The sequence below is a fragment of the Maribacter sp. Asnod1-A12 genome, from assembly GCF_045063735.1.
Classification (GTDB): Bacteria; Bacteroidota; Bacteroidia; order Flavobacteriales; family Flavobacteriaceae; genus Maribacter.
Genome location: NZ_JBEFNZ010000006.1, coordinates 1,697,485 through 1,710,429, shown reverse-complemented (window position 1 = coordinate 1,710,429; position 12,945 = coordinate 1,697,485). Strand labels below are relative to the sequence as shown.

Below are 12,945 nucleotides of genomic sequence, written 5' to 3'. Positions count from 1 at the left end.
CTGGTTATCTTAAAGACAGTTTAAAAAAGGAAAGGTTGCATTATAACGTTCCGACATCACTCCTTCAAGGTTATTATACCTTTAGACCCTATAATATCTATTTTTCCTGATTTTGTGATACCATAAGTACCTTCGATTTCACGAAGTTTTTTCGCTTTGTTCATAATATTGGAATGCACGTTTTCGAATGCTTTGGGAATTCGAACGACACCTTGCTCTAAAGTAGCTGAAAACCGATGTGAAAAATCGGTTATTCCTAAAAAGATCTTTGAAGACTCTTGTTCGATTAAAAGTTGGGTGCCTTCCCCTGATATTTTTTGAACGGTCAAATCCACGATTTTCATTCCTAAGTTCAAACTGTGTGTCAGAGACTTTATTTTTAGACTTCCAAATTTGGAATAACCAAAAATCGTACTCACTTCTTTTAACTCGATAATGTCCTTATTCGAATCCATATCCAAGGTGTTTACAGTTCCTATTTTCATGTTCGTACCCCTGCTGCTTATCTTTAGCGCATTGGAACCGTCCATTATAAGTGCTGCGTTTTTTAAATTGAGATTTGCCAATTGAATCTCTTTTGCTTCTAGTTTTCCAAATTCAATGGAAATATCTGCCTTGGCCAAATTATCGTTGATTTGTATATCACCATGTTCAACGAAGGAATTCAAGGGGCCTTCCCATTGGTTTAAGACCACATTGCCAAAACGATTGATAATCTTAAGTTTTGCTTCTCGTGCCGCATAAACCATATAGTCTATTTGAATCTGACTGTTGTCTCGATCGCCTGATTTGAAAATACTTTTGAACCAACTGAGCTCCGACTTCGAAATGCGCGAGATAACCGAGACAATGTTCTCATCCGATTTGAAAACCGGATCAATACGTTGGAGAACTTCCTTTGAAATTTTGTTCTCACCAGTCGTTACCTGAATTGATATTTTGACCGAAACCTCCTTTTTATCCCATCCCGTAACGGTTATGTCGCCATACCTATTATCCAATTGAAGCTCGTGCAATCTACTCAGCGGAAAACTTTTCTCAGTGGTTTTAGAAATCCATTCCTGGGCGATTGCCGCATTAGCGGCAAACAGTAGAGATAGTAACAACTTAATGGTTTTAAAGGATGTAGTCATCATTATTAGCTTTAGTGTCGACCTCGTTCAACTGTTTTAGTAAATCTTCAATTAGCTCAATGCGCTTTTTATAATTTGCCACTATGGCTTGCAGTACCTTCTTATTATTTACGTTGTTGCTTGTTTCTTCTTTTAGTTTTCGGTACTCATCATCAAGTTCCTTCATAAACGTTAAAAATTCTGCCTTATCATCTGCAGAAAGTTTGACTTCTTTCTCCAACAAATCTACTTGGTAGGCTACCAATCCTCTGTAATGCTTATCTATTTCCAATATTTGATTGGTAGTGTATTCGGTTGAACTAGGTTCATTTTTACCCAGTACGTAAATACCCGTAAGACCGGCCAGACCTATTATCAGCAATAGACTGGCTGCAATCCTGAAGATAGGCCTTCTCCTAAATGGAATTTCTTGAGGCGAATTTTGTTGAAGTGCTTCATTTATGTTCGCCCAAATTTTGGACCTATCTGCTTTCTCCTGATCGAACTGAGAAAGGTTTTGACGAATGTGTTTTTCAATATTGTCCATTACAATTCTTTTAAAATTAAAATGAGTTTTTTCTTAGCCCTATGGTATTGCGATTTAGAGGTGGATGTCGCTATGCCTAAAATCTCCCCGATCTCCCCATGGTCATAGCCGTCTATGAGGTAAAGGTTGATAATCTGTTTATATCCGATGGGCAGTCTTGATATGCCTAACTTTAATCTTTCAATATCGACCGCAGTATCGTCAACGCCTTCATTATCTTCTGAAATAAGTTCATTTCTATTGATCGGGATGCTGGATATACGGTTGGCTTTGAGAGCGTTGATACATTTATTTATTACGATTCGTTTTAACCATGCTCCGAAAGAGCTTTCATATTTGAAACTGTCCAATTTTCTGAAAGCATCGATAAAGCTATCCTGAACAATATCTTCCGCATCTTCCCTATTGCCCATGAAACGCATCCCTACATTGTACATGGCATCCACATAGAGTTCAAACAACCTATATTGTGAACTTCTATCCTTTCTCTTACATTTTTCAATGAGAATCTTATGCCTAAAACGAATCTCCTCTGCCAAGATGTTTATTTGCTATATTTATTATTAAAGACAACCCGAAAAGTGAATGGTTGCATACATTGGAAAAAAGTACGAATAAATTGGAAAGACTGCTGTTTTAGAATACAAGTTTCCTGAATTACTATTAAGTTTAAGCAAACGACCGTTTTATTGAACTTTTTAATCAAATCGAATTTCAAATAAATAGCGGTTCATTTTATCGGTATAATTTAATAGTATATTTTTAGAGCTATAATTATACTCATTATGCTATTTGGTTATGTAAGGGTCAGTACGAAAACCCAAAATCCCAGTTTACAGATTGATGCACTATTAAAAGAAGGTGTAGCCGAGAAAAATATCTATCGAGATGTTTCTTCCGGTGCCAAGTCAGAACGACATGACTTAGATTTAATGATTTCTAAACTTAGGGAAGGGGATACGGTCATCGTCTGGAAACTCGACCGAATTGCCAGGAGTATTTCCCACCTGTTAAAATTGGTCGATCAGTTCGAGAAACTTGGCGTTAAATTCAAAAGTATAAATGACCCGTTCATTGATACGACTTCTGCCCATGGCAAATTTATAATTACACTGTTCGGGGCCGTGGCACAATTGGAACGTGATATCATAATCGAGCGGACCACTGCCGGTCTTAAGAGTGCAAGAAGAAGGGGTATACAATTGGGACGTAAAAAAGGACTTGGAAAAGAGGCTAAGCAGAAAGCGATGTTGGCAGCTTCATATTATCAAGAGAATAAATTGCCTATTATAGATATAATGAAATTGGTCGGTATTAAATCTAAACCTACTCTCTACAAATATCTAGCGATTCAGGGTAGAAGAAATTGTAAGGATTGTGGTATCGTTTTCTGGGATACTGAACAAGAACTTGAAACTGCACTTTGCAAAAAACATTTAAAGAAAAATAAATAAGACTCTTTAAAAAAAGCGGAATTTGTAAAGAGTGAGGTTTTTTTAATTAGATTTTAGAGAGTTCGACCTCAATTCTAAGACTATGGACAAAAGCCGTAATACAAAGATTATAGTTTGACCTATCAAGTGTTAACTAAATCCATAAAAATTGATTTCTTAGTCTACGTTCGTCTATAAATTCCTACATTTCATCGATTTGTTAACTATAAGGTATAACAAATGGTTATGTAAGTATTTCTTTTTGACCAGTTTGACGATCTTTATGGATTAACATGCTCACGAATTTTTTTCAATATGTGAATATTAATATTATGAAACATGGATGATAATTTTTTACAATCAACGCTAAAGTCTGGTCTATTTGATATTGGCGATAGTGACGAAAGGCTAAAATGGCTTGAACAATCTGTTGCAGCCCTAGTTAAGTATTTACAAAAGAATTACTCCCAATTACCAAGGTATTCTTTGGTGGCACTCGACCCGAATATTTCGGACAGGGAACCAATACTTAAAGATGTTGAAGAAATTGTCACTAAATATTGGAAGGCACTTAGGGGAAAATATCCTGATATGCCTAGAAATATCCATAGGGGTGTTATTCTAAATGCATTGATGGAATTAGGAAGTAAAGATCCTGTTGCAGCAAGAATTATCTACCTAACGTCTACAAATTTCTATCCTTATATGAAACTTGGTAGGGAAAAGGAAATTGTCCATACCCTATTAACTGAATTGGGGAAAATGGCGGAAAACCATGCTATAGAAGAATGGTCTCTTATTGAAGAAGAACCAAAAATAAAGATTAGTAATTTAAAATTTACAGATTTAAAATTTGGTCAAGCAACGTTTGATGCATCATTGCTAAAACCAAAATTACTTGCAGCTGCAAAAAGAGACCCAAGTAACCATAATCCATACCAACATCCTGAGCAATGGGGTGAGCATTTTGCTACAAAAGCCACTGAAGGAATATCTAATTCTTTCAATGAGGCATTTAACACCTTTGCTAAAACATTTTCACCGACTTCAATAGAGGATCCTTTAAATAAATTTTTTGCCGATTTTAAGAAGTCACTTGATTCAACTCTCAAATCTTCTTTTTCATCAATTCTTGCAGTGGAAAGGAGAAGTAAACTATTGTGGTGGAAAGAAACTCTTTATTCTCCTTCGCTCAAGAAGAGTTACAGAGAAGTATCACAATCTATTCTTCCAATAATAATGGGAAGAGACCTAAACGAGCAGGTTGCCAAAATAACTCCAATAAGCGTAGACTATCTTTTGAGGGATACCTTGTTGATTTTAATTGAAAAAAAAGGTGAACAAATAAAGTTTAAGGACTTCTTTAACTCCTTAACAAAAGATTCAACCAAATCTGAAATAACCAACCTTTTGCCCGAAATAAATGAATCAGAAGGAAGAATTAGTGTAACTGATTTTATCGTTCTCTTCCTAAATAATAAGGCTGAACTCAAAGAATTTACTGAAAGAACAGGAATTAAGGAAGATGATGAGATTTTTATTGAAGATTTATCTGTCGCAATTTTCCATGATTTACTCACCAAAAGACTAAGCTCAAAGTAATATGGCTGGAAATTGCTCACAACCTAAATGTTACCCTGAGGATAGTGGATGCAATATTGAAGGATGCATAAATCTTTTAGATTGCAAATTCTATGGTAAAAAGGAAACTCTTAAAAAGGAAGACAAACAACCATTAGATGATGAAGGACACAGAATCTCTTGGACAGGAAATACAATGGGGCTTAATGATCTTAATTTTTTAACAGCATCAAGAAAGCCAATTTTTATAGGAGTTACAGGAGTTGCAAGTGCTGGGAAAACAACTTTTTTAGCCACACTATACTGTCTTATTAGACAGGGCGCTAAAATAGGTGAATATAGTTTTTCTGGTTCCCTTACTCTCAACGGCTGGGAAGATATTGCATGGTATCTGAGTTGGAAAAGTAATGCAGAAATTCAGTTTCCAGACCATACTACCAATAACTCAGGGAGAGTTCCAGGGTTACTACATTTATCCTTAAAAAATAAAGCAGGCAAAAATATAGACCTAATTTTCACAGATGCACCTGGTGAATGGTTTGATCACTGGAGTAATAATGTCAATAGCGAAAATGCAATCGGTGCTCAGTGGATATATGAAAACTGTGATGGTTTTTTACTTTTTGCAGACAATGATATGCTTTCTGGTAGTCAACGAGGTAACGCCAAACGACAACTTAAACAAGTTGCGGATCGGTTAATTGAAAACATCACCGATCGACCAATTGGTCTAATATGGTCTAAATCAGACTTAGAGTTAGCCCAACAGACTAAAAAACAAATTGTAACACATATAGAAGCTACTCCATTTAAACATTTCAATCAATTTGAAACTAGCGTTCAAGAGGGCGATAGGGGAAAATTTCATAAGGCTATTTTAAAATCAGTTAACTGGATTATGGAGGTATTGGAACAAAATCACAATACACTTCCAAAAATTTCAGTAGCCAAACCCGAGGATATGTTTCTTTCAAAACGCACTATCAATGAATGATATGGAAAAACATAATATTTTGATAATTGGAGGCCCAAATACAGGTAAGACTCATTTTGGTATTCAATTGTACGAACGTATAAACAGTCGTCAGTTTGAATTTAAAATCGATCCTCAAAACCGCCCTTCTGACTTATCAATTTTTGAAGACGGATTAAAAAACATTTATAATGGAAAAAGGGCCGCACATACAGAAGCTAGTGCCAACCGAAGTATTGAACTAAAAATAACAGATGAAAAGAACTCTGAGGTTAAATTGTCTTTTCCAGACTATGCAGGTGAACAAATCACCTCAATTGTAGATAATAGAAAGGTCAATGATTTATGGCAAGACTACATTGAAAATAGTACATCATGGGTATTGTTCATTCGACTTAACGAACTAACTCCTCTAGAGGATATCGTTAATAAAGGAATTCCAAGTGCAGAAGAAATTCAAAAAAGGAATAGTCAACCGCCTCCCGTAAAGATATCTGAAGCGGCCTTCTATGTAGAATTAATTCAAACATTAGCATATATAAAAGGACTTTCAACATACTCTACAATTTTTGAGCCTAACTTTACCGTGGTTTTATCCTGTTGGGATGAACTTGACCTTCCTGCAGATCAGGTTCCTTCAACTTTACTTCATGAGAGGCTTCCTATGTTATTTGATTTCTTGAATAATAACTGGCAAAAAGAATCACTTTCAATTATAGGCTTATCATCAACAGGGAAATCACTTACAGATGACCCTAATGAAGACTTTATGGATAAGGAACCTATAAATTTTGGATATTTCGTTGATAAAGGTGGAAGCCGAAATAAGGATTTAACAAGTTTAATTTGGTATTTTATAGGCCATGAGTAAGATTATTATCCATCAAGCCTTTTATGGTGAAGTCAACAAAGCTCATTCCAAAATTCATCAAACTATTGATGATTCTGAACTAACTTCATTCTTAATCAGATTTACGGATAGACCCGGTTCACTGACACCTGGCGTTACTCTTAAACCATATCTCTCAGGTTCAGCTTTTAAGAAATATTACGTTTTTACTAAAACCTTTCCTGATTCACAAGCTAGTCGCTCTGGCATGGTTCTAACACATGTTTTGATTACAGAAATAGCATTGCTTAATGATTTCAATGATTTAAAGAGTATTCTACACCTTTTTATATCTGAAATTCCCATTGAAAGAACCAATTTGGAACCCATATTACTTAAGGTTGAACACGCTGAGCAAACCTTTGAAGACAGGCAACCAATATTTATTCAAAAATCACTCTCATCATTTATTAAAGGTGATTTACCTATTTTGTTTACGGGTGATATAGGCTCTTTTGAGTCAATTCTTAACAAACTATGGAATTCCCCTATAAATACATTCAAAGAACAACTTAAGTTTAGAGCCAGTTTTTCACCCAAAGACATAGAAACTTCAGATGATTTAACAATAGTTTTTATTCAAAGTGAGCTATTGGCAAGGTGGAATGCAAGTAGCCTAATCAGTGGAGAAGAGAATGACTTAATTGAAATCACATCACCCACAGAAGCCTTGTTTCTAGGTGAACAAATAGAAAACCCATTTTATGAATTTCTTAAAAACATTGGTGCGAATCTTGACGATTTGAACACATATACCCAGGGGGACATTTTATACGCAGATTATATTGATTTAGACAAACTAAATGACCCTGACCTGTTAAGGCGTGATTTAAGAATTCTTGCTAAGCTTTCACCAAAGAAGAATCTTGGTAATATTGTTAAATCGAAATTTCTTAAAAAGTATAGCGAGTTAATTAACTATGGTTTAGAGACCAATATAAAAGGACTAAGAAACGTCCCTTGGATCTCCTTTAATCAAGGTGATGAAAATGGTGAAAATCTCGTAAATGCAATAATTAATAAAGCATTTAGCGATCCACAGTTTAGGCATATTGAAATGCTTTCAGAAGTTTCAGCAATCGTTATAAATGAAAAAGACAGAACTTGGTGGCATAAAACCATAGTTAACACATTTAAATTAAACATATCAAATACGGAAGAGACTATTCAGAAATCAATTTGGAAACTCCTACTCTTCTCAAAAGATTGCTCCAAAACGATTCTGTCAATTATTCCTTCTCTTAAAGGCTCGGAAGCAATTCTAGTTAAGCATTTGCCAAAAGAAGTACCAACTGAAATGGGAAAGAGTATTTTGCTTGAGGCACAAAAAAGGAAATGGTATTTGTTGCATGCGGAAATTTTATTAAAACTCTTTAAACCCGAAGAAGCCGTTAAGAAGCAATTGACTTTTGAACATCCGTTAAGTTTTGAGGATTCAATAGGTATGAGCTTGATACTAAAAAAAATTACAGATAATGAAGTCTTAGCCATTACTCTAGATTCTTGCAACGAGAAACTAATTCTAGAACTGACAAAAAGAATAATTAAAAATGAGTCTCTTTTAAAATCTCTCGATTTACAAGTTTCTTGTTGGTTAAATATTTGGACAGCTGTTCTCAACGAAAAGCAAGCTTTTAATTATGGTATCAAGGGCAAAGAACAAGCGATTGTTTTCAGTGCTTTTGATTTAATATTGCAAGGCAAAAAAGTAGATGACATAGTTTTTAAACATATTTCACACACAACTTATTCAAATATTTCAGACTATACCAGTCGCAATGAAGTTTGGGAATACATACCAATTAGTTCTAGGGATAAGTTTATTGAAGCAACAGCCGACACAATATTAGCGAGGTTACTCAAAGATGAAATTGATGGTGACTCAATAGAGCAAATTTTAACCGATCGTCTTACATCTGCATTATATATCACATCATTCCTAAATAAAAACAGGAATAATATGGAACCAGTGTTAAAGGTTTTCGAGAGTTTCTATAATCTACCAGAAAAATTTCTTAGTGATTATATCTACTACTATAGTTCACAAATCACGGAATATGAATCTCATAGGCTTGGCACTATTATTCTAAATAGAAATTTCACAACCACAGCACGTAAAATTTATGATAAATCAAGATACTATGTGTCATTCACGTTGGCTTATGAAATTTCTAAATCTCTAGTGAAACTAAGCTGGTGGGAATCACTCCGTCCTAGTCCGATTCTGCCACTAACATCACAATATAAACCTATGGTACAACAAAAAGAAAGCGAATTAAATGCAATAGAATCACTTCCAACAGTAGTTATTTTAACGGCAATACAAGAAGAATATGATGCTGTTAAACTATTCCTGAAAGAAGTTGTAGAAGTTGATCAAGATGACACCACCTATGAAGCAGGAATATTTTCATTATATGAGAAAGATATTGCTAAAGTCATTATCCGTGAATGTGGTGCAAAAAACACAATTGCAGCACAAGAAACAGAAAGAGCAATCCGAAATTTCAAGCCTTCTGCAATTTTCTTCGCTGGAATTGCTGGCTCAAGAAAGCCAAATGATTTTTCCCTGGGAGATGTAATTTTCCCGAAAGAGATATATTCTTATGAGGCAGGGAAATCAGATAAAAAATCGTTTGTGGCTAGACCTGATTTAGCTTCCACAACATACACTCTTATGGAAATAGCAAAAAAGGAAAGAAGAAAAGAGGACTGGAAATCATTAATTAAAAATGGATGGAATCAAGTTGTAAAGGCTGATTTGGGAATTATTGCCTCTGGAGAACAAATTATTGAGCATTATGAATCAGAAATAGGTGATATTTTAACCAAACACTACAATGATACTTCTGCAGTTGAAATGGAGGGTTTTGGTTTTGCAAAAGCTGCTATGCGGCAAGGAAGAGGTAATAGCCAGATGATGATTGGGGTTGTTAGAGGTATCTCCGATATAATTGGACAACCAAGCAAAAAGAAAACGGAAGAGGAAGAGGAAGATACTGATAGAAGACCAGAAAATGCAAAACAATTAGCTTCGGATACAGCAGCTGCTTTTACATACTGGTTGATATTTAAAGCATTTCCCTAAGAAGATTCTAAAAAATGTTACGATAGTCCAAACTCTATACAAATCCCACCTTTTGTAAAGAGTTTATTGTTTATGTGATTTTTAGTATCTTCTTTCAAAGTTCAAATAAAGGATGATTACCTATTGGTATAAATTATTAGAATGTAAATCCAAGGGAGCCACAGGCTTAACCATACCTTTTTTGATTGGTGCTTCGACATTATTACCCAGTTCAAGAACATGGACGATATCTGATTTAATTATTGATATTTCAAAGAATCAAAATGGCGAAGTTATGTTGCGGTACTGTAATACGACTAGAGATTTTATTTTAACTATTAGCGAAAATTTTATTTTAGCTAAGACATATATTAATCATCTTACCTTTGGAAATTTGTTGGTTGTACCTGAAAAAAACCTGAAAGGATTAGATAAATTAGGGCATATCATCGAATCATTTGAATTAGATTATGCGAAGTTGATTAAATCGGGAGAATATTCTATTGAAAATGGGGAGGCCCATGAATTCAGTATTAAAGATTTAGATTTTATAAAAAAGTGCATTAAAGTTCAATAAACGGATAAGTTAGGACACCACGTCGTTAATCATAACCATCAAATTATAGAATGGAAAACTTAAAGAAAGAACAAATTCGATTAAAGGAATACGGCGAATCAGTTTTCGAAGATAAAACTAACTTTGAAAAGTGGTTAAAGACAAAGTCAAAAGCCTTGGGCGGGATAACCCCTGAATCACTTTTAAAGAGTTCAAGAGGCGTACAGAAGGTTATGTATGCTTTAGGAAGAATTGAACACGGTATCTTGGCTTAAAGTTCAAATAAAGCAAGAGTTAGGACACCATGTCGTAATTCGTAAAGTTCAAATAAAGGATGGTTAAACAGAGGGGGTAAATCGGTATTGTGCAAAATGACACCACCTGACCACGTATGGTCCTTAATGTTATGGATAATTTTCGCAAATGATGGAAAACAGATTTTTCAAAAGAAATAAAATAAATATTTTGAATTTTATCCCAATGGGGATCTGCGTGTGTTTTTCTATCTATTTTCTGATGATTGAACCTGTTGAATTTTCAAATAGAAATTCAATTATATTTTATTCGTTTGGACTTTATTTTTTTACTATTGGTTTTAATTATGTAGCGTTGAGAAATTTCGATGTCTGGCTTCTTTGGTTTGGATTTTCCCTTGTACAAATAGTAATTTACTACAAACACGGACTTAACAATGCTGATTGGTCAGCAATACGTGGACTTAGAAATTTTTGGATTTTCTTAATTGCGTTTCAAATTTTAAGATGGGTAAGCCTAAACTTTCAGAATAAGGAATTTGTCACTCTCACACGAAGTAAGTGGGACCCGCTTGACAATAGGAGATTTACCCGCTTGGATATGCTGCTTTATGGGCCAGCTATTTTCTTGATATTCATTCTTCAAATAATATAAAAACTATATCACCGTAATCTCCGATAAAAAGCCATTGTCTAGTTTGCCAAAGTTTAAATAAAGGATGAGTTCGGATACCATGTTGTAATTCGAAAGTCCTAATTTAAAAATTTACTAAATGTCAAATAAAAAAATTAGTGTTTGACAAGCTATTTATTAGCTAAATATTATATGCTTATAAACGTACTGCATACCGATAAATAACCTTTAGACCAATAGAGCATCAGTAAAAAGAGTACTTATTTCAGGCTTGTCTTTATATCCAATCGCTCAAAAAAATATTCTTTGTAACAAATTGAACTTTTTGACTACTTACTAAATAATGTAAACCTATTTGTAAATGAAAAAAGTATCAAGGCGTTCTTTCGTAAAAAGCATAGGAATAGGAGTTGGTTCTACAACTATTTTACCAACTCTAGCTTCCTTTGACAGCCATTACTTAAAACTTATACAACCCTATTCTGGAAAAAAATTGAATGTTGCATTATGTGGCCTAGGCCGTTACGCAAATATTTTAGCTAATGGTTTAGCTGAATCTGAATATTGCCAACTTTCAGGCATAATTACTGGAACACCCGAAAAAGCTAAAAATTGGAAAGCAAAGTATAACATTCCGCAAAAGAATATCTATAATTACGAGAGTTTCGACAAAATTGCTAGAAACAATGATATAGATTTGATTTATATTGTTTTACCTAACGGTATGCACAAGGAATATACAATTAGAGCTGCAAATGCAGGAAAACACGTAATTGTAGAAAAACCTATGGCATTTACAGAAAAGGATTGCCAAGAAATGATTGATGCCTGTAAAAGTGCAAAGGTTCAACTAGCCGTAGGGTATCGTTTACATTATGAACCTCACCATATTGAAATAAAAAGACTTGGACAGGAAAAAGTTTTTGGAGAAGTGCGTTTAATCCACGCATCGCTTGGTTATAATCTAACAGGGACTCCGCTTGACGATTGGCATTTAAATAAATCACTTGCTGGGGGTGGTGCCCTAATGAATCTTGGAGTTTATTGTATTCAAAGTAACCGTTATGTTTTGGGAGAAGAACCTGTATCTGTAACAGCACAATTTGCGCCAAAAACAATGCCCGAATTATTTAAAGAAGTTGAAGAAAATATAACTTGGCAACTAAATTTTCCAAGTGGTGCTGTTTGCACTTCAACTGTTTCTTCAAATTGTAATATTGACCGCTTTTATGCATCTGCCGAGAATGGTTCATTCGAGTTAAGTCCAGCAATTAGTTATGGCCCGTTTAAAGGAAGAACGAGTGTAGAAGAATTTAATTTTCCTGTTATTAATCAACAAGCAGCACAATTGGACGGAATTGGCAAACACATTATTGAAAGACAACAACTTCCAAGTCACATTTCAGGAGAAGAAGGACTTAAAGATATGCGAGTAATTGAAGGAATATATAAAGCCGCGAAAACTGGAAACAAAATTAAACTTAACTAAAGTTCCAAATGGCCTTTATACTCAATCGGAATAAAAACGAACGCAATACAGTAAATCCCCTTTTAAAAGCGTTCGTCCACTTGCTTAAAGTTTAAATAAAGGATGATAGATATGATTAAGTTACAAGGGAAATATAACAATGGTAAAACTGAAGTATTTTATAACGGATTAAAACTTTCTTTAGAAGAATCGCTTAAAATAAGTAAGCTTTCACCAACGGGGTTTAGCTGGGGTTATCTAGGATCTGGACCATCTCAATTGGCACTTGCTGTATGCGTTGAACATTATGGTAAAGCAAAAGGTGGCGTTGTTTTGATTTATAAAAAATTTATGGCGGAAGTAATCGCAAACTTAAATCATCAGGAAGATTTTGATATTCTACTAAATTCCGATTTAATGATTTGTTGAAT

General features: G+C 34.4%; 12 protein-coding genes. 9 read left to right on the top strand and 3 right to left on the bottom strand.

What is annotated here, in order from left to right:
- Positions 1-56 precede the first annotated feature (56 nt).
- The 3 genes from ACJJVP_RS07265 to ACJJVP_RS07255 are packed head-to-tail and all read right to left on the bottom strand — an operon-like array spanning position 57 to position 2,096.
- Positions 57-1,136, bottom strand: coding sequence for a hypothetical protein (locus ACJJVP_RS07265; RefSeq protein WP_405412189.1), 1,080 nt, complete (start codon positions 1,134-1,136; stop codon positions 57-59).
- On the bottom strand, positions 1,117-1,659 hold the full coding sequence (locus tag ACJJVP_RS07260) for a hypothetical protein (protein ID WP_405412187.1): 543 nt from the start codon (positions 1,657-1,659) through the stop codon (positions 1,117-1,119). The genes ACJJVP_RS07265 and ACJJVP_RS07260 overlap by 20 nt, the downstream gene beginning before the upstream one ends.
- On the bottom strand, positions 1,659-2,096 hold the full coding sequence (locus tag ACJJVP_RS07255) for an RNA polymerase sigma factor (protein ID WP_405412185.1): 438 nt from the start codon (positions 2,094-2,096) through the stop codon (positions 1,659-1,661). The genes ACJJVP_RS07260 and ACJJVP_RS07255 overlap by 1 nt, the downstream gene beginning before the upstream one ends.
- Before the next feature lie 348 nt (positions 2,097-2,444).
- Here ACJJVP_RS07255 and ACJJVP_RS07250 point away from each other — a divergent pair, with 348 nt between their 5' ends.
- The 9 genes from ACJJVP_RS07250 to ACJJVP_RS07210 all read left to right on the top strand — a co-directional run bounded on the left by ACJJVP_RS07250 (position 2,445) and on the right by ACJJVP_RS07210 (position 12,943).
- Complete coding sequence (locus ACJJVP_RS07250; RefSeq protein ID WP_405412182.1) at positions 2,445-3,113, top strand: recombinase family protein; 669 nt, start codon at positions 2,445-2,447, stop codon at positions 3,111-3,113.
- A gap of 318 nt (positions 3,114-3,431) precedes the next feature.
- Positions 3,432-4,694 (top strand): GTPase-associated system all-helical protein GASH, encoded by a 1,263-nt coding sequence (locus ACJJVP_RS07245; RefSeq protein ID WP_405412180.1) that lies wholly within the window; start codon positions 3,432-3,434, stop codon positions 4,692-4,694.
- A gap of 1 nt (position 4,695) precedes the next feature.
- Positions 4,696-5,667 carry a hypothetical protein gene (locus ACJJVP_RS07240; RefSeq protein WP_405412177.1) on the top strand — a complete coding sequence of 324 codons (972 nt, stop codon included), beginning with the start codon at positions 4,696-4,698 and terminating at the stop codon, positions 5,665-5,667.
- On the top strand, positions 5,660-6,517 hold the full coding sequence (locus ACJJVP_RS07235) for a hypothetical protein (protein WP_405412175.1): 858 nt from the start codon (positions 5,660-5,662) through the stop codon (positions 6,515-6,517). Before ACJJVP_RS07240 ends, ACJJVP_RS07235 begins: the two co-directional genes overlap by 8 nt.
- Positions 6,510-9,623, top strand: a complete 3,114-nt coding sequence (locus ACJJVP_RS07230) for a hypothetical protein (RefSeq protein WP_405412174.1) — start codon at positions 6,510-6,512, stop codon at positions 9,621-9,623. Before ACJJVP_RS07235 ends, ACJJVP_RS07230 begins: the two co-directional genes overlap by 8 nt.
- A gap of 112 nt (positions 9,624-9,735) precedes the next feature.
- On the top strand, positions 9,736-10,179 hold the full coding sequence (locus tag ACJJVP_RS07225) for a hypothetical protein (protein WP_405412172.1): 444 nt from the start codon (positions 9,736-9,738) through the stop codon (positions 10,177-10,179).
- Between the two features lie 50 nt (positions 10,180-10,229).
- Complete coding sequence (locus tag ACJJVP_RS07220) at positions 10,230-10,433, top strand: antitoxin Xre/MbcA/ParS toxin-binding domain-containing protein (RefSeq protein ID WP_396632899.1); 204 nt, start codon at positions 10,230-10,232, stop codon at positions 10,431-10,433.
- A gap of 974 nt (positions 10,434-11,407) precedes the next feature.
- Complete coding sequence (locus ACJJVP_RS07215; protein ID WP_405412170.1) at positions 11,408-12,535, top strand: Gfo/Idh/MocA family protein; 1,128 nt, start codon at positions 11,408-11,410, stop codon at positions 12,533-12,535.
- Positions 12,536-12,646: 111 nt separating this feature from the next.
- The gene (locus ACJJVP_RS07210) at positions 12,647-12,943 is read left to right on the top strand and encodes a DUF6166 domain-containing protein (RefSeq protein WP_210708100.1); all 297 of its coding nucleotides are present in this window, start codon (positions 12,647-12,649) and stop codon (positions 12,941-12,943) included.
- Positions 12,944-12,945 lie beyond the last annotated feature (2 nt).